15 protein-coding genes are annotated in these 16,937 nt (G+C 64.5%); 8 read left to right on the forward strand and 7 right to left on the reverse strand.

What is annotated here, in order from left to right; genetic code table 11:
* Window positions 1-19 precede the first annotated feature (19 nt).
* Window positions 20-802, reverse strand: a complete 783-nt coding sequence (locus SAS01S_RS07660) for an SDR family NAD(P)-dependent oxidoreductase (protein ID WP_066806824.1) — start codon at window positions 800-802, stop codon at window positions 20-22.
* A gap of 92 nt (window positions 803-894) precedes the next feature.
* The gene (locus SAS01S_RS07665) at window positions 895-2,070 is read right to left on the reverse strand and encodes an acetyl-CoA C-acetyltransferase (protein ID WP_066806826.1); all 1,176 of its coding nucleotides are present in this window, start codon (window positions 2,068-2,070) and stop codon (window positions 895-897) included.
* A 144-nt stretch (window positions 2,071-2,214) separates the two neighbouring features.
* On the opposite strand from SAS01S_RS07665, the gene SAS01S_RS07670 reads away from it, so the two are divergent.
* From SAS01S_RS07670 to SAS01S_RS07690, 5 genes are all read left to right on the forward strand, one after another.
* Complete coding sequence (locus tag SAS01S_RS07670; RefSeq protein WP_157082706.1) at window positions 2,215-4,314, forward strand: malate synthase G; 2,100 nt, start codon at window positions 2,215-2,217, stop codon at window positions 4,312-4,314.
* 214 nt (window positions 4,315-4,528) lie between these two features.
* Complete coding sequence (locus SAS01S_RS07675; protein WP_066806830.1) at window positions 4,529-4,867, forward strand: hypothetical protein; 339 nt, start codon at window positions 4,529-4,531, stop codon at window positions 4,865-4,867.
* Window positions 4,868-4,989: 122 nt separating this feature from the next.
* The gene (locus SAS01S_RS23130) at window positions 4,990-5,745 is read left to right on the forward strand and encodes an ImuA family protein (protein WP_066806832.1); all 756 of its coding nucleotides are present in this window, start codon (window positions 4,990-4,992) and stop codon (window positions 5,743-5,745) included.
* The gene (locus SAS01S_RS07685; RefSeq protein ID WP_245656794.1) at window positions 5,681-7,225 is read left to right on the forward strand and encodes a Y-family DNA polymerase; all 1,545 of its coding nucleotides are present in this window, start codon (window positions 5,681-5,683) and stop codon (window positions 7,223-7,225) included. Before SAS01S_RS23130 ends, SAS01S_RS07685 begins: the two co-directional genes overlap by 65 nt.
* A gap of 243 nt (window positions 7,226-7,468) precedes the next feature.
* Complete coding sequence (locus tag SAS01S_RS07690) at window positions 7,469-11,044, forward strand: error-prone DNA polymerase (protein ID WP_066806834.1); 3,576 nt, start codon at window positions 7,469-7,471, stop codon at window positions 11,042-11,044.
* 22 nt (window positions 11,045-11,066) lie between these two features.
* Here the strand turns inward: SAS01S_RS07690 and SAS01S_RS07695 are convergent, their stop codons facing one another.
* Both SAS01S_RS07695 and SAS01S_RS07700 read right to left on the reverse strand, forming a co-directional pair.
* The gene (locus SAS01S_RS07695; RefSeq protein ID WP_066806836.1) at window positions 11,067-12,623 is read right to left on the reverse strand and encodes an alpha-amylase family glycosyl hydrolase; all 1,557 of its coding nucleotides are present in this window, start codon (window positions 12,621-12,623) and stop codon (window positions 11,067-11,069) included.
* Window positions 12,620-13,426, reverse strand: coding sequence for a phytanoyl-CoA dioxygenase family protein (locus SAS01S_RS07700; RefSeq protein ID WP_066806838.1), 807 nt, complete (start codon window positions 13,424-13,426; stop codon window positions 12,620-12,622). Before SAS01S_RS07700 ends, SAS01S_RS07695 begins: the two co-directional genes overlap by 4 nt.
* 152 nt (window positions 13,427-13,578) lie before the next feature.
* Here SAS01S_RS07700 and SAS01S_RS07705 point away from each other — a divergent pair, with 152 nt between their 5' ends.
* The 3 genes from SAS01S_RS07705 to SAS01S_RS07715 are packed head-to-tail and all read left to right on the forward strand — an operon-like array spanning window position 13,579 to window position 14,803.
* Window positions 13,579-14,040, forward strand: a complete 462-nt coding sequence (locus SAS01S_RS07705) for a GNAT family N-acetyltransferase (RefSeq protein ID WP_066806851.1) — start codon at window positions 13,579-13,581, stop codon at window positions 14,038-14,040.
* Window positions 14,040-14,492, forward strand: a complete 453-nt coding sequence (locus SAS01S_RS07710; protein ID WP_066806852.1) for a MaoC family dehydratase — start codon at window positions 14,040-14,042, stop codon at window positions 14,490-14,492. The genes SAS01S_RS07705 and SAS01S_RS07710 overlap by 1 nt, the downstream gene beginning before the upstream one ends.
* Window positions 14,453-14,803, forward strand: coding sequence for a DUF1905 domain-containing protein (locus tag SAS01S_RS07715; protein WP_245656793.1), 351 nt, complete (start codon window positions 14,453-14,455; stop codon window positions 14,801-14,803). Before SAS01S_RS07710 ends, SAS01S_RS07715 begins: the two co-directional genes overlap by 40 nt.
* Window positions 14,804-14,815: 12 nt before the next feature.
* On the opposite strand, the gene SAS01S_RS07720 is transcribed toward SAS01S_RS07715, so the two are convergent.
* The 3 genes from SAS01S_RS07720 to SAS01S_RS07730 are packed head-to-tail and all read right to left on the reverse strand — an operon-like array spanning window position 14,816 to window position 16,846.
* A complete protein-coding gene (locus SAS01S_RS07720; RefSeq protein ID WP_066806854.1) occupies window positions 14,816-15,184 on the reverse strand; it encodes a HesB/IscA family protein in 369 nt (122 codons plus the stop codon).
* Window positions 15,185-15,213: 29 nt separating this feature from the next.
* A complete protein-coding gene (locus SAS01S_RS07725) occupies window positions 15,214-15,678 on the reverse strand; it encodes an SUF system Fe-S cluster assembly protein (RefSeq protein ID WP_066806855.1) in 465 nt (154 codons plus the stop codon).
* A 10-nt stretch (window positions 15,679-15,688) separates the two neighbouring features.
* Window positions 15,689-16,846 carry a cysteine desulfurase gene (locus tag SAS01S_RS07730; protein ID WP_066806857.1) on the reverse strand — a complete coding sequence of 386 codons (1,158 nt, stop codon included), beginning with the start codon at window positions 16,844-16,846 and terminating at the stop codon, window positions 15,689-15,691.
* Window positions 16,847-16,937 lie beyond the last annotated feature (91 nt).

The following is a 16,937-nucleotide window of genomic DNA, read 5'->3' on the forward strand; positions in this document are numbered from 1 at the left end:
CAGGGGAGGGGCTTGCGGATCACCGCGGCGCCATGCGGATGGCGCCGTCGAGGCGGACATCCTCGCCGTTGAAATACGAATTCTCGATCATCGTTAGCGCCAGCCCGGCATATTCAGGCGGATTGCCCAGACGCTTGGGAAACGGGACCGACGCCGCCAGCGCGTCCTTCACATTCTGCGGGGCGCCCTGCATCAGCGGGGTTTCGAAGATGCCGGGCAGGATCGTGTTGATGCGGATGCCCTCGTTCATCAGGTCGCGCGCGATCGGGAGCGTCATGCCGACTACCCCGCCCTTCGACGCCGAATAGGCCGCCTGGCCGATCTGGCCATCCTCGGCGGCGACCGACGCGGTCATCACCATCGCGCCGCGCTCGCCGTCAATGCCCGGTTCGAGGGTCAGCATGCCCGCGGCCGACTTGGCGACGCAACGGAAGGTGCCGATCAGGTTGATCTGGATGAGCCAGTTGAACGCTTCCAGGGGGAAGTGCTTGATCGAGCCGTCTTCCTTCGACCGGCTGGCGGTCTTGACCGCATTGCCGGTGCCCGCGCAGCAGACCAGCACGCGCTCCTGGCCATGCGCCGCGCGGGCCTTGGCGAAGCCGGCGTCGACGCTCTCGTCGCTGGTCACGTTGACCTCGCAGAACACGCCGCCGATCTCGCTGGCGAGCGCTTCGCCCTTCTCGGCTTGAAGGTCGAAGATCGCGACCTTGACGCCCTTGGCCGCGAGCGCACGCGCGGTCGCGGCGCCAAGGCCTGAGGCTCCGCCGGTGACGACCGCGGCTACCGAATTATCGAGTTTCATTGACCTCTCCCGTCGCCCCGGCGAAGGCCGGGACCGCTATGTTGGTTATCCTGACGCGGCGGCCCCGGCCTTCGCCGGGGCGACGCAACATTTCACAGCCGCTCGACGATCGTAACGTTGGCGATGCCGCCGCCTTCGCACATCGTCTGCAGCCCCCATTTCTTGTCTCGCGCCTTCAACGCATGGAGCAACGTCGTCATCAGCTTGGTGCCAGACGCACCCAGCGGATGGCCGAGCGCGATCGCCCCGCCATTGACGTTGAGCCGGCTGTGGTCGCCGCCGATCACCTGGAGCCAGGCAAGCGGTACCGGTGCGAATGCTTCGTTGACTTCGTACAGGTCGATATCCTCGATCTTCATGCCTGCGCGCGCCAGCGCCCGCTGCGTCGCGGGCAGCGGCTCTTCCAGCATGATGACCGGATCGCCGGCGGTCACGGTCAGATTGTGGATTCGCGCCAGCGGGGTCAGGCCGTGATCCTTGAGCGCGCGTTCACTGACGATCAGCACGCCCGAGGCGCCGTCGCAGATCTGGCTGGCGGACGCCGCAGTCAGCACGCCGCCTTCCTGGAGCAGCTTGACGCTCGCCATCGATTCCGGAGTCGCGTCGTAGCGGATGCCTTCGTCATGAACGTGAAGGACGGTGTTGCCCTCCTCGTCGAGCACCTCGATCGGCACGATCTCGGCATCGAACGCGCCCGCTTGCGTGGCGGCGGCAGCACGTCTGTGGCTTTCGAGCGAGAAGGCGTCGAGCTGCTCGCGGCTGAAGCCGTATTTGTGCGCCATCATCCCGGCGCCGACGAACTGGCTGAACCCCTGAACGCCGTAGCGGTCCTTGATCTTCTGCGACCAGGGCCCGATTCCGATGCCGAGCTGTGCAGGCGCGGAACTGGCCAGGCCCATCGGCACGCGGGTCATGCTCTCGACCCCGGCGGCAAGGACGACATCCTGCGTGCCCGACATCACGGCCTGCGCGGCGAACTGGATCGCCTGTTGCGAGGAACCGCATTGGCGGTCGATCGAGACGGCGGGAACGCTGTCGGGAAGCGAGGAGGCCATCACCGCGCTGCGGCCGATATGCCCCGATTGCTCGCCGGCCTGGATGACGCAGCCCATGATGACGTCCTCGACTGCGGCGCCGTCGATCCCGGCACGCTCGACCACCGCATCGAGCACCTTGCCCGCCAGATCAGCCGGGTGCCAATCCTTGAGCTTGCCGCCGCGCCGCCCGCCCGCAGTTCGCGCCGCCGACACGATAAATGCCTCCGCCATCCTCTCGCTCCTTATTATCCGTTTCAGTTAGCCACCGGTTGACGCGAGCGGCAAGCGCATTTTCGTGTGGACGGTATGTTCTGTCCGTGTATTGGCACGGCTCCTCCCCCACATCATTGTAAGCAGCATATGTCCGGAGGCACCATGATCGATCGTAACGGCCTGAAGATCGCGAGCGAACTCGTCGAGTTCGTCGAGGCGCGCGCATTGCCGGGCACGGGGATCGATGCCGGGGCTTTCTGGACGGGCGTCGCGGCGATGTACGCGGACCTCGCCCCGGTCAATGCGGCGCTGCTGGCAAAGCGTGACTTGATCCAGGCGGAGATCGATGGCTGGCTGGCCCAACGCGCGGGCGAACCGATCGACCAGGCCGAATACCAGCCGTTCCTCAAATCGATCGGCTATCTGGTCGACGAGCCGGCGCCGTTTGCGGTGACAACGCGGAATGTCGATGCCGAAGTCGCGATGATGGCCGGTCCGCAACTGGTCGTACCGGTGCTCAATGCGCGCTTCGTGCTCAACGCCGCCAATGCGCGTTGGGGAAGCCTGTACGACGCGCTCTACGGTACCGATGCGATTCCGGGCGCGGCCAGGCCCGGCGGCTATGATCCCGAACGCGGTGCCCAGGTGATTGCCTGGGCTAAGGCGTTCCTCGACAAAGCGGTGCCGCTCGCCAACGGAAGTTGGGCTGCACTGGCCGGCGAACCCATCCTGGCCGACCCGACGCTGCTCGTCGGGCGCGCGGGCGAGAATTATCTATTTCGGCACAACGGTCTGCACATCGAAGTGGTGATCGATCGCGACCATGCGATCGGCAAGGCCGATCCCGCCGGGATTGCCGACGTCATCCTGGAAAGCGCGATCACGACGATCGTCGACCTCGAGGATTCGATCGCGGCGGTCGATGCCGAGGACAAAGTCGCCGCCTATGCGAACTGGCTCGGCCTGATGCGCGGCGACCTCGAGGACACATTCGAGAAAGGCGGCCGGACGCTGACCCGTCGCCTCAATGACGACCGCCGTTACGTCGCGCCCGACGGCAGCGAGCTGGTTTTGCGCGGCCGCAGTCTGCTGTTCGTGCGTAATGTCGGCCATCTGATGACCACGCCGGCAGTGATCCTGGGGGACGGCGGCGAAGGACCCGAAGGCATTCTCGACGCGATCATGACCAGCCTGATCGCGCTGCACGACGTGAAAGGCCTCGGCCGGTTCCGGAACAGCCCGGCCAGGTCGATCTATATCGTCAAACCCAAGATGCACGGGCCGGACGAAGCCGCCTTTACCAACCGGCTGTTCGACGCGGTCGAGGATCTGCTCGGCCTGCCCCGCCACACGATCAAAGTCGGGGTGATGGATGAGGAACGCCGCACCTCGGCCAACCTTGCCGCATGCATTCATGCGGTGAAGAACCGTATCGCGTTCATCAATACCGGTTTCCTCGATCGCACCGGCGACGAGATCCACACCAGCATGCAGGCCGGGCCGATGGCGCCCAAGGGCGAGATGAAGACCTCCGCCTGGATCAAGGCCTATGAAGATCGCAACGTCCAGATCGGGCTCGCCTGCGGCCTCAGCGGCAAGGCGCAGATCGGCAAGGGGATGTGGGCAGCGCCCGACCGCATGGCCGATATGATCGAGCAGAAGATCGCCCATCCGCTGACCGGCGCCACCACCGCCTGGGTTCCATCACCCACCGCGGCGACCTTGCATGCGACGCATTACCACCAGGTCGACGTGTTCGTGCGCCAGAAGGAACGCGCGGCCGAGCCGGTCGCGAGCCTGAACAATCTGTTGTCGGTGCCCCTGGCGCTCGGCCGCAACTGGACGCCGGACGAGGTTCGCGCCGAACTCGACAACAATGCCCAAGGCATATTGGGCTATGTCGTGCGCTGGATCGACCAGGGCGTCGGCTGTTCCAAGGTACCCGACATCCACGATATCGGGCTGATGGAGGACCGCGCGACCTTGCGCATCTCCAGCCAGGCGCTCGCCAATTGGCTGCTCCACGGCGTGTGCACGCCCGAGGAGGTCGAAGCGGCGTTCGGGCGCATGGCGGCCAAGGTCGACACGCAGAATTCAGGCGATCCCGCATATCGTTCGTTGGTCGCCAATCCTGCGGGCGCGGCTTTCCAGGCGGCGCGCGCGCTGGTGTTCGAGGGAACCGTTCAGCCCAACGGCTATACCGAGCCCCTTCTTCATCGTTTTAGATTGCAGAAAAAGCGCCGTGAGATCGAACTATTGTAAATTGTATAAAAGAGACACTGCAATACATACCGTTGCGCGCGAAACATTACGTAAAACTTAACCCGATTTTATCAGACAAGAATGAGACAAGTGTTTGGTCAGCGGCCGATCTTGTCTGGCGATAACTTAATACGTGCAAGATGGCCCCAATTATATTAGGTGGGTTTCACCGGATTCATCCGGTTCGTTCAACCTACGTTTGGGGGTTACGGGGATGATACAGGCAATCAAGGCTGGCACGGCGGTCGCCGTGCTCATCGCTGGCATCGTGGCGGCGCCGGCGATTGCGGACACGGGCCGCAATTTCACCGTTTTTAATGGCAATGCCGACGTGTCGGTGCAGCGCGTTTGGACGGCCCGCTCCGGGGAGTCGAAGGACCCCTGGCATGAGGTCGACATGAAATATGCGATCAAGCCGAAGAGTTCGTCCAACTTCACGCTCGGAACGGGCGATGTCTGCCTTTACGACATCAAGATCCAGTTCTCGGATGAGGTCACGCAGCAGTTCGACAACATCAATGTCTGCAAGGGCCAGACCGTCAACGCGACCTGACGCGACGCGATTGGGGGGGGGAATTACGGCGGCGGCTAACCGGGGTTCGCCGCCGCTTTCGTTTGTGCGTGCTCGGCGGATTCAATTGCATTTTTATCAAGAGAACATATCATGAACACATTATGCCCGAGTCGTCTACCTCACTGAGTCGATTGCGCCGCCGTGTCGCGCACATCGAAGGCGCGCGCGTATCGGGCGGGCCAGCGCGGTTCGCCACTGGGCATGCGGCGATCGATGCGTGGCTGGGCGGCGGGCTCGCGCGCGGGCGCTTGCATGAAGTGATGGCGGATGACAGCGAGGATGCCGGCAGCCTGTCGGGATTCGCCGCGATGCTGGCGCTGCGCATCGATGCCGGAAAGCCGCTATTGTGGCTCAGGACCGAAACGGCGGAGCGGCGGGCGGGTAAGCTTTACGCCAGCGGATTGGGTGAAATCGGCCTCCATGGCGACGACCTCATCCTCGGGCTGCTCGGCGACGATGCGGCATTGCTCAAGGCCGCGAACGACGCTGCACGATGTGCCGGGCTCGGCGCGCTGGTGGTCGAGAGCTGGGGCGATCCCAAACCGCTCGACCTGACCGCGACGCGGCGGCTGATGCTGGCAGCGGAAGCTTCGGGCGTGACCGTGCTGCTGCTTCGCGGTGAGGCGCGCGAAAGCCCGAGCGTCGCCGATACGCGCTGGCGGGTCTCCCCTGCCCCCTCGATCGCGCTTGCCGCCGATGCGCCGGGGCCGCCCGCCTTCGATTTGGAATTGTTGCGCCGTCGCGCCGGCCCCGCCGGACGCCGCTGGCGCGTGGAGTGGAATCGTGAACGACGTGCCTTCCAGCCCCTCGACGGGCAGGCGCTATCTGGCGCTGTTCTTCCCCTGGCTGCCAGCTGAGCGCATCCGCATCACGCGCCCGCATCTGTTCGCGGGTCGTGCTGGTGCGCCTTATGCGTTGACCGAGAAGGTCAAGGGCGCGCTACGCGTGCATGCGATCGATCAGGAAGCCGCGCGACTGGGGATCGAGCGCGGCATGACCCTGGCCGATGCCCGCGCGCGGCTGCCCGAGCTCGAAGCGTTCGACCATGTTTCGCATGATGACCATTCATGGCTCGAACGGCTGGCCGATGGCTGCGCGCGCTATACGCCCTGGGTGATGCTCGATGCCCCTGACGGGCTGGTGCTCGACGTCACCGGCTGCGCCCATTTGCTTGGTAACGAAACGGCGCTCGCAAGCGATGTGCTGTCCCGGCTCGACCGGCTGGGCGTCACCGCGCAACATGCCTTCGCCGCCAATCCCGATGCCGCGCGCTCGCTGGCGCGATGGCGCAGCATCGGAGCCAATGAGGACGAGGCGGTCCGCCGCTTGCCGGTCGTTGCACTCGGGCTCGAAGAGGAAGCGACAACCGCTTTGAAACGCGCCGGGCTCAAGACCGTCGGCGACGTCGCGGCGCGTCCCTTGTCGGCGATCGCCGCGCGGTTCGGCAGCGATGCCGCGACCCAGGTCCGGCGGATCATCGGTGAAGCGGATAGCCCGCTGACTCCCCGTATCGTCGCGCCACCTTTGTTCGTTGAACGACGCTTTGCAGAGCCGGTCGCTCGCACCGAATTCGCGCTGACCGTGCTGGGCGAATTGATCGGTGAGGCTGCGGGACGGCTCGATCAGACCCATGAAGGCGGACGCCGGTTCGAGGCGCGCTTTTTCCGTACCGACGGGCTGGTGCAGCGGATGGCAGTCGAGACGGGCCGGCCGACCCGCGACGTGGCCGCGGTGTTACGGCTGTTCCGCGAACGGATCGAAACGCTGTCCGATCCGATCGATCCCGGGTTCGGCTTCGACCTGATCCGGCTCGACGTGCCAGTGGCGGAGCGGCTCGACGCGGCACAGTTGCGGCTCGAAGGCGGCGCAGTCGGCGAAGCCGAGCTGGTGCAATTGATCGATCGGCTGTCGACCCGGGTCGGGCGCGGACGCGTGCGTCGGTTCGCGCCGCGCGACCGCCATTTGCCCGAACAGGCCGAGCTCATGCTGCCCGCCACCGATCCGGTTCCGCCCGGCGACTGGCCCGAACTCGAAACCGGCGAGCCGCCGTTGCGCCCGATCCACTTGTTCGACCCGCCGCAATTGATCGACTCGATCGCGAGCGAAGTCCCCGACGGCCCGCCGCGTCAATTCCGCTGGCGGCGTGTCCTGCACGACGTCGCCCGGGTCGAAGGCCCCGAACGGATCGCGACGCCCTGGTGGGGCAGCCGCCAGGCGCCGACACGCGATTATTACCGCGTCGAAGACCGCCGCGGCCGCCGCTTCTGGATCTTCCGCCACGGCCTGTACGGCGAAGTCACCGAGCCCGGTTGGTACATTCACGGCGTGTTCGCATGATGAGACTCGCACAAAGACACGAAGACACGAAGGTTTTGTTCGCGCGGAGGTGCGGAGGCGCGGAGATTTGCCTGCGTCCCGCGTCAGCGAGACTCTCATCCCCTTTTTCCATCGGTGATGGCGGAGCCGCTATCGCGGCTCGATCATCATTCCTGCGTCCTCTGCGCCTCTGCGCGAACCAACTCTTCCTTCTTTGTGTCTTCGTGTCTTTGTGCGAGCGAAATTGCAAAGCGGCGGGTCGACATGGCTGACCCTATCCGTTTCGCCGAACTGGTCGCCGCGACCAACTTCTCGTTCTTGCGCGGGGCCTCGCATCCCAGCGACATGGTCGGCGAGGCGATCGCGCTCGGCATGCGCGCCATCGGTATCGCCGACCGCAACACCGTCGCCGGCGTAGTGCGCGCGCATGTCGCGCTGAGGCAAGCACGCGAGCAATGGAATCCCACCTGGGCCAAGGCCAAGGCGCGGCATGAGGCCGACCGGCCATGGGAAGAATTTCCCGCTCCGCCTGATCTTCCCTCCCCTGCCCCCGATTTCCGCCTGATCGTCGGGGCACGGCTGGTCTTTGCCGACGGCACGCCCGACATCGTCGCCTATCCGGCGACGCGATATGGCTGGGGCCGCCTGACGCGGCTGTTGTCGCTCGGTAATCGCCGCGCGACCAAGGGAGGCTGCCTGATCGGTTTCGGCGACCTGATCGCGCATCATCAGGACCTGATGCTGATCGTGCTGCCCGAGAGCAGCTTCGACGAGGAGGAGAATGAGGCGCTGCCGGAGAAGCGGCAGATCAGCCAGGATCAGGATCGCGGTTTCCTGCGGCTGGGTGAAGAGGATGAAGTCGAGGCTACGAACGTCATCCCCTTTCCCGACCGTCATGCCGGGCTCGTCCCGGCATCCACCGAGCCGCAAGCTTCAGGGCAAGTTGTGGAGTGGACCCCGGCACAAGGCCGGGGTGACGGGTCGCTTGAGGGCACGCTTTCCCGTCTCAAACGCGTCGTCGGTGACCGCTTATGGCTAGGTGCTTCGATGCCCCGCTCGGGCCGCGACAAGCGCCGTCTCGCCGCGCTCGCCGCCACCGCCCGCGCCGCGCGCGTCCCGCTGATCGCAACCAACGACGCGCTCTACGCCACCCCCGAGCAACGCCCGCTGCACGACGTCGTCACCTGCATCCGCAAGGGCACGAATGTGAAAGCAGCGGGCAAGTTGCTCGAAGCCAATGCCGAACGCCATCTCAAGCCGCCCGAGGAAATGGCGCGGCTGTTCCGCGACTATCCCGAAGCGGTGGCGGAAACCGACGTACTGCTCTCGCGCATCGGCTTCACGCTCGATCAATTGAGCTATGTGTATCCCAACGAGCCCGTGCCCGCCGGCTGGGAGGCGCAGGAATGGCTCGAACATCTCGTCTGGCAGACTGCGCTCGAACGCTATGAGTATCGCGTTCCCGACAAGCTCTATGCATTGCTCTACGAGGAATTCTCGCTGATCCGCGAACGCGGTTACGCCCCCTATTTCCTGACCGTCCACGACATCGTCCGCTTCGCGCGCAGCTGCGATCCGCCGATCCTGTGTCAGGGGCGTGGGTCGGCGGCGAATTCGGTGGTGTGCTTTCTGCTCGGCGTGACCTCGGTCGATCCGATGAAGCACGACCTTCTCTTCTCGCGCTTCGTCTCGGCCGAGCGCGACGAGCCCCCCGATATCGATGTCGATTTCGAGCACGAGCGGCGCGAGGAGGTGATGCAGTATGTCTACAAGCGCTATGGCCGCCACCGCGCCGCGATCGCCGCGACGGTGATCCATTACCGATCGCGCAGCACGGTGCGCGAGGTCGGCAAGGCGCTGGGCATGACCGAGGACGTGACTTCGCGCCTCGCGAGTACCGTCTGGGGCAGCTATTCGAGCCATTTCGAGGAAGAGCGCGTGTCACAGTCCGGGTTCGACCTGGCCAATCCCGACATCGCGCGACTGAAGTCGCTGGTTGACCAATTGCTCGAATTTCCGCGCCATCTGTCGCAGCATGTCGGCGGGTTCGTGCTGACCCAGGACCGGCTCGACGAGACCGTGCCGATCCACAATGCCGCGATGGAGGACCGCACCTTCATCGAATGGGACAAGGACGATATTGACGCGCTGCAATTGATGAAGGTCGACGTGCTCGCGCTCGGCATGCTGACCTGCATCAAAAAGGCGTTCGACCTGATCGAGGCGACCGGCGGCGAGCGGCACACGCTCGATACGATCCCGGGCGAGGTGCCGGCGGTCTATGACATGCTGTGCGAGGGCAACAGCCTGGGCCTGTTCCAGGTCGAGAGCCGCGCGCAGATGAGCATGTTGCCGCGCCTCAGGCCGCGCGAATTCTATGACTTGGTCGTGCAGGTCGCAATCGTCCGCCCCGGACCAATCCAGGGCAACATGGTCCACCCTTATCTGCGCCGGCGCTCGGGTAAGGAAAAGGTCGAGTTTCCAGCGCCGGGCTCTGCCTTCGGCCATGCCGACGAATTGAAGGACGTGCTCGGCAAGACGATGGGCGTGCCCTTGTTCCAGGAACAGGCGATGAAGCTGGCGATCGTCGCCGCCAAATTCTCTCCCGAGGACGCCAATCGCCTGCGCCGCGCGATGGCGACGTTCCGCAATGTCGGCACGATCCATCACTTCGAGACCAAGATGGTCGAGGGCATGGTGAAGCGCGGTTACGAGCGCGACTTCGCCCAGCGCTGCTACGATCAGATCAAGGGGTTCGGCAGCTATGGCTTCCCCGAAAGCCACGCGCTGGCGTTTGCGCGTTTGGTCTATGTCTCAGCCTGGCTCAAATGCTTCCACCCGGCGGTGTTCGCCTGCGCGCTGCTCAATTCGCAGCCGATGGGATTCTACGCGCCGGCGCAGATCGTCCGCGACGTGCAGGAAAAACATGGTGTCGCGGTGCGGCCGATCGACGTCAATGCGAGCGGCTGGGACAATAGCCTCGAACGCGAGGGTCAAGATCTCACGCTGCGATTGGGCTTCCGTCAGGTCGACGGTTTCCGCGAGGATTGGGCCGAACGACTGGTCGAAGCGCGAACCGCAGCGCCTTTTACCTCGATCGAAGAACTCGCCCGTCGCGCGCACCTGCCCTCGCGCGCCTTGCGGCTATTGGCCGACGCCGATGCCTGGGGATCGATCGGCCAGGGACGGCGCGACGCCTTGTGGGAAGTGCGCCGCACGCCGTCGGACGAACTGCCGCTATTCGCCGCGGCCAGCGCACGCGAACTGGGCCAGGAAGAGGATGCCGCGCTGCCGGCCATGCCGCTGAGCGAGGAAGTCGTCGCCGATTACGAACTCACCCGATTGTCGCTCAAGGGCCATCCGATGCAATTCCTGCGGCCGATGTTCAGGTCAGAAGGCGTGCTGAGCTGCGCGGAAGTGAGCAAGGCACGCAACGGATCGCGCGCCACCGTCGCCGGTGTGGTGCTGGTTCGCCAGCGCCCCGGCACCGGCAATGCCATCTTCATCACGCTGGAAGACGAGACTGGGATCACCAATGCCTTGCTATGGGCGCGCGTGTTCGAGACGCAGCGATTGCAAGTGATGGGATCGCGGCTGATGACGATCGAGGGCGAAGTCCAGCGCAGCGCACCAAGCGAGGGTAGCGTCGTCCATCTGATCGGCGCGCGCGTAATCGACCGCACTGTCGAACTGAACCGGTTGTCCGAGGACAATGTCGCGCCGCCACCCACCGCGCGCGCGGATATCGAGCTGTCCCCCGACCCGCGCTACACCGCCGACGCGCATGGCCGTCATCCGCGCAACGTGCGCATCCTGCCCAAATCGCGCGATTTCCATTGAGACGAAGCAGCGGCTTGCTCGGTCAATGCGTGCCCAGCACCCGCAAACCATAGGGCGGCAGCTCGATGGTCGCGGGATCCACTCCGCGATTGTCGTCTAGCAAATCGACCCACCCATGCCCCATCGCTGGCAGGGCAGGACGTACCGCCACCGCACCGCTATTGGCCAGGACAAGCACCTTTTGGCCATCCATGCTGCGCAGCACGCAGACCGCGGTCGAACCATCGTCGCACAGCAATCGCTGATCGCCCTGACGCAGTTCCGGCAGTGCCGCGCGCAACGCCAGCAGCGTGCGGTAGAACGTGTAGAGCGAGTCCGGCTTATCCCGCTGTTCGCCAAGCGAAACACCGTCGTTGCTGCGGTTGAAGCGGTTACCCCAAGCGGTAGCGTCCCCGCGATACCAGATCGCCGACCCCGAGGCGTCGAGATCGGCGCTCCAGCGATAGGCCTCACGCAAGCCGATATGCGCGCCATCGCTCTTCACCTTGGGATCGATCCGGCCGCGCATGCCGACCTCCTGGCCGTAATAGATCGACGGCGTACCGCGCATCAGGAGGGTCAGCGCGGCGCCGATCCGCGCCTTGCGCTGGTCGCCGCCGACCACCGACATGAAGCGATCCATGTCGTGATTCTCGAGGAACAGGATGCGGCTCTTGCCCTCCGGCGCCTCACCGCTCTCGCGTAGCGCCTTGACGATCGCCGTCTTATCCATCTTCTCGAGCGCGAAGCGCAACGGGAAGGCGAACACCATGTCGGTCCCGCCCTTGGTCAGCCAGGCGTTGCCCGCGCCCCAATCGGACTGTTCGGCGATGATCCGGGCCGACGGATTGCGCGCACGGACCGCGGTGAAGATCGGCGCCCAGAAATCGGCGAACAAATTGGTCAGGCGATGCTTGTTGTCGAGATCGTCCATCATGTGATCGATGCGGAAACCGTCGACGCCGTCACGCAGCGACCCATCGCCATGCGGATCGATCCAGTGGACCAGCAGGCGCGTGAAATAGCCGCGCACCGCCGGCGACTTCAGATTGACCATAGAGATGCCAATCCAGCGCCCGTCATAACCCGGCCAAGCGGGCACGCCGAGAAATGGCTCGGGCTCCTCGTTGGTCTTCGGCCTATCATAAAGGATGTAAGGCCCGAACTTCGCTCCCGGACGACCGCGCGACGATGTCAGCCAGGGATGTCCTTCGGCGACATATTGGAATTCCTCGTCGAGATAGACGCGCAATCCCAGCGCGTGCGCCGCACGGGTGAAGGCGAAATAATCGGCCATCGTGCCATAGGCCGGGTCGATGCTCTCGAAATCGGTTGCGAAGTAATTGTGATAATAAGGCGACGGCTGGATCGGGGTGAGCAACAGCGACGTGACGCCGAGCGCCTTGAGATCACCGAGCCCGGCGGTCAGGCCCTTGAGATCGCCGATCCGGTCGCCGTTCGAATCGCGAAAACTGCGGAAGAAGATGTGGTAGATCACCTCGTCGCGCATCGCCGCTGAGGTCGTCTTTTCGGGAGGCGCAGCCCTCGCCGGCGCTGCCAGTAGCAGCGTCGCTAGCGCCAGACCGATCGCGCGGATCACGCCTCGAACAGGACGGGATTGAGCGGAGTGTCGATCACTTGCCCCACGGTCGCCCCCGGGCACCAGCGCTCCCAGTCATTCTGCTGCTGCGTGTTCTCCGGCGCCTTCAGCACCATGTCGCGATCCATGTAGATCACCGTCATCACCGAGCGCGGATCGTGCGACCGGTTCGGCCCGGCACGGTGGAAGGTCCAACCGAGATGGAAGCTGACTTCGCCCAGGTCGAACGGTCCGTCGACGATGGGAAAGCCGTGATGCTCCATATCGGCGGTGATCTTCGCCTCGCTCTCGTCCGAAATGCCGAGGTCGCGGCCGAACTCGACATGCTGGCTGCCGGCGAAGAACGCTAACGGCCCCATGTCCTGCGGCACCGCCTGCAACGGCACCCAAGCCGTGATCGTACGATCGCTGGCAACCGGCCAATAATATTGATCGGCATGCGCCGGCGTGATGCCGCCACCCGGTTCCTTGTAGAGCGACTGGTCGTGATAGAGCCGGACGCCGTCGACCTGCAGCAATGCCGCAGCAATACCGGCGAGCTTCCGGCCAAACACGAACTCGCGCGGTCGCCCGCCTTGCTCCCACAGGTTCATCACCTGGAGGAACGCCTTGTCATAGGTCGAACGTTCTTCGAGCGGCAGCGTCTGCGTATTGAGTGCGACGGTCTGCCCGGTGATCGCACGGCCATAATAGTCCAGTGTCTCGGCATCGAACACGTTCTTCAGCCGGATGAAGCCATCGCGCGCGAACCGCGCGACCTGCTCGTCGCTGACCGGGTAAAGGCTATCGATATCAACGCTCATACGCGCATCAAGTCCCTGGGATCGAACAACGATCCTGTTCTAGCCGAGCGAACCAACCGACGTCCACCGGCTGCGTTTGCTGCGCAGCATTGAGTATGGTCGACATTTTCACCCTGCCTCGGCTCACCGGAATGACGTAACGCTTGAGCGCCATGATATTTCGCGATGCAATTCCTGCCGATCTGCCGACGATCATCGCGATGCTAGCGGAGGAACAGATTGGCGGCCGCGCCGACGACCCGTCCGAGCCGCTCGACCCCGCCTATCTCGCCGCGTTCGACGCGATCGATCGCGATCCCAACCAACGCCTGATCGTCGCCGAGTTCGACGGCGCGATCGTCGGCACGATGCAATTGAGCTGGCTTCCCGGCCTGATCAATCGCGGCGCCTGGCGCGGCCAGATCGAGGCGGTGCGGATCGCCGGGGACAAGCGCTCGCTCGGCCTCGGCGCCGCGATGATCGGCTGGGCGGTCGAGCGCTTCCGCGAGCGTGGCTGCTTCATGGCGCAACTGACGTCGAACAACGATCGGGTCGCCGCGCATCGTTTCTACGAACGGCTCGGCTGGAAAAAGAGCCATAGCGGGTTCAAGCTCATGCTGACGAAAGGCGACTGATGCCGGGCAAATATTTCGACGAATGGCAAATCGGCGAGACGATCGAGCATCCGCTCCGCCGCACGGTGACCGAGACCGACAATCTGTTGTGGTCGACCATGACCCACAACCCGCAACCGCTCCATCTCGACGCCGAGGCGGCCAAGGCGAGCGAGTTCGGCCGCATCCTGGTCAACGGCACTTTCACGTTCAGCCTGATGGTCGGGATCACCGTATCCGAAACGACGATGGGCACCTTGGTCGCCAACCTGGGCTACGACAAATTGGTCATGCCCAAGCCGGTGTTCATCGGCGACACGCTGCACGCGACCAGCGAAGTGACCGAATTGCGCGAGAGCAAGTCGCGACCCAACGCCGGGCTGGTGACGTGGAAGCACCGCATGCTCAACCAGCGCAACGAGGTGGTGTGCGAGTGTCTGCGGACGGCGTTGTTGTTGCGGAAGCCGGCATGAACCAATCGGATCCGCTGCTCGAAATATCCTTCCCCGGGAAGGTCATCCATTGGCGCGGACCGGCCCCATTTTATTTCGTCGCCCTGCCTGACGATCAGGTCGGCGAGGTACGTTGGGCCGCCCGTATCGCGAGCTATGGTTGGGGGTGCGTGCCGGTCGACGCCAGTGCGGACCAACTCGCCTTTAGCACCGCTCTATTCCCGAAAGACGGCGGCTATATGCTGCCGCTCAAGGCGGAAGAGCGGAAAAAGCTTGGCATCGATCTGGGCGATGTAGTCGCGATTACGATGCAGATAAACGCGCCGCACTGAGCGGCGCGCGCCTCAAACGGTAAAGCTCTCCCCGCACCCGCACGCGCCTTTGGCGTTGGGGTTTTCGAACACGAAACCGGCGGCGAAATCGTCCTCGACCCAGTCCATCGTCGAGCCGATCAGATAGAGGACCGACGCGCCGTCGACGAAGAAGATGCCGCCGAGCGTCTCGATCCGCTCGTCCATCGGGTTGGCGGCGGTGACATAATCGACCGAATAGGCCAGCCCCGAGCAGCCGCGGCGCGGGGTCGACAGCTTGACGCCGATCGCGCCCTCGGGCGCCTTCGACATCAACTCGGCCACCCGCGCCTCGGCGCGTTCGGTCAGGATCACGGCAGCCGGGCGCTGCCTCAGGGTCGTTGCCAAGTCTTCACTCCTCATCTCCCCTCCCGTAAACGGGAGGGGAATTGTTACAGCATTCCCAATTCCAGCTTCGCGTCGTCGGACATCTTCTGCGGATCCCAGGGCGGATCCCAGACCAGATTGACGTCGGCGATCGCGACTCCCGGCACGCTGCCGACGCGCAGTTCGACCTCGGCCGGCATCGATTCCGCGACCGGGCAATGCGGCGTGGTCAAGGTCATGGTAACCGCGGCATGACCTTCGTCGGTCACCTCGACACCGTAGATCAGCCCGAGGTCGTAGATGTTGACCGGGATTTCAGGGTCGTAGATTTCCTTGAGCGCGACGATGATCGCCTCGTACAGTTCTCCGCCGGGCTCGCCGCCTGACACGGCCTCCGGCTTCTGCGCCAGGAATCCCGCGAGATAGTCGCGCTTGCGCTCGAATGTCTCGGCAGGCGCCTCGACACGCGCCTTTGGCGGCGCTTCCACCGATTTCACTTCGTCCACTTCGATCTTCCGTTCTTCGTTCATCCGAAGATTCCTACCCAAAAATCCGCGTCACACGTTCGACCGCTTCACCAAGCGCCTCGACATCGGCCATCGACGAATAGACCCCGAAGCTCGCCCGCGCCGTCGCCGGCACGCCCAGCGCCTCCATCAATGGTTGCGCGCAGTGATGCCCGGCCCGGATCGCCACCTTGCTCTCATCCAAGATGGTGGCGACGTCGTGCGGATGCACCCCCTCCACGGCGAAACTAACGATCCCCGCGGAATCTTCTGGCCCGAACAGCCGTACCGAATTGATCCGCGACAACCGCTCGCGCGCCACCGCGACCAGCGCCGTTTCGTGCGCATGGATCCGCTCGAGCCCAACGCTCTCGACATAATCGATCGCCGCATGCAGCCCGATGACGCCGACGATATGCGGCGTCCCCGCCTCGAACCGGCCCGGCGCGGGAGCGTAGGTCGTCTTGGCGAAGGTCACGCGATCGATCATCGACCCGCCGCCCTGATAAGGCGGCATCGCGTCGAGCAAATCGTACCGACCCCACAACACGCCGATCCCGGTCGGCCCGTAGAGCTTGTGGCCGGAGAAGACGTAGAAATCGCAGCCGATCTCGACGACATCGATCGGCATCCGCGGCACCGCCTGACAGCCGTCGAGCAGGATCTTCGCTCCGACCGCATGCGCGATCTCGGTCGCGCGCTTGGCGTCGAGCACGGATCCCAGCACGTTGGAGACATGGGCGAGCGCGACCAATTTGTGCGCCGGGGTAATCATCGACGCCATCGCGTCGAGATCGATCCGGCCGTGCTCGGTCAGCGGCACGACGTCGATCTCGACCCCGATCGGCTCGGCGGCGAGTTGCCACGGCACGATGTTGGAATGATGTTCGAGCGTGGACAACAGGATGCGGTCACCCGCCGTGAGCTGCGAGCCTGCCCAGCTGTGCGCGACGAGATTGATCGCCTCGGTCGCGCCGCGGACGAAGACGATTTCCTCGGGCTTGCCGTTGATGAAGTCCGCAACCCGCTTGCGTGCGGCCTCATAGGCGAGCGTCATATCGGCCGAGCGCTGGTACACGCCGCGATGCACCGCCGCGTAATCCTGGGCGTAACCGCGCTCGATCGCGTCGATCACCATGCGGGGTTTCTGGGCCGACACCGCGCTGTCGAGATAGTGCCAGCCGGCCGGGATGGCAGGGAAGTCCGCAACGACGTCGAGCGGCGCTAATTCCTCCCCGGCACGGGGAGGGGGACCGCGACGCGCAGCGTCGTGGTGGAGGGGG

The organism is Sphingomonas asaccharolytica NBRC 15499 (assembly GCF_001598355.1).
In the GTDB taxonomy this organism is placed as follows: Bacteria; Pseudomonadota; Alphaproteobacteria; order Sphingomonadales; family Sphingomonadaceae; genus Sphingomonas; species Sphingomonas asaccharolytica.

What these genes read in the sequence shown, in the direction of transcription:
- SAS01S_RS07660 (WP_066806824.1), bottom strand. Translation starts at nt 802, where the DNA reads ATGAAACTCGATAATTCGGTAGCCGCGGTCGTCACCGGCGGAGCCTCA.
- SAS01S_RS07665 (WP_066806826.1), bottom strand. Translation starts at nt 2,070, where the DNA reads ATGGCGGAGGCATTTATCGTGTCGGCGGCGCGAACTGCGGGCGGGCGG.
- SAS01S_RS07670 (WP_157082706.1), top strand. Translation starts at nt 2,215, where the DNA reads ATGATCGATCGTAACGGCCTGAAGATCGCGAGCGAACTCGTCGAGTTC.
- SAS01S_RS07675 (WP_066806830.1), top strand. Translation starts at nt 4,529, where the DNA reads ATGATACAGGCAATCAAGGCTGGCACGGCGGTCGCCGTGCTCATCGCT.
- SAS01S_RS23130 (WP_066806832.1), top strand. Translation starts at nt 4,990, where the DNA reads ATGCCCGAGTCGTCTACCTCACTGAGTCGATTGCGCCGCCGTGTCGCG.
- SAS01S_RS07690 (WP_066806834.1), top strand. Translation starts at nt 7,469, where the DNA reads ATGGCTGACCCTATCCGTTTCGCCGAACTGGTCGCCGCGACCAACTTC.
- SAS01S_RS07700 (WP_066806838.1), bottom strand. Translation starts at nt 13,426, where the DNA reads ATGAGCGTTGATATCGATAGCCTTTACCCGGTCAGCGACGAGCAGGTC.
- SAS01S_RS07705 (WP_066806851.1), top strand. Translation starts at nt 13,579, where the DNA reads ATGATATTTCGCGATGCAATTCCTGCCGATCTGCCGACGATCATCGCG.
- SAS01S_RS07710 (WP_066806852.1), top strand. Translation starts at nt 14,040, where the DNA reads ATGCCGGGCAAATATTTCGACGAATGGCAAATCGGCGAGACGATCGAG.
- SAS01S_RS07720 (WP_066806854.1), bottom strand. Translation starts at nt 15,184, where the DNA reads ATGAGGAGTGAAGACTTGGCAACGACCCTGAGGCAGCGCCCGGCTGCC.
- SAS01S_RS07725 (WP_066806855.1), bottom strand. Translation starts at nt 15,678, where the DNA reads ATGAACGAAGAACGGAAGATCGAAGTGGACGAAGTGAAATCGGTGGAA.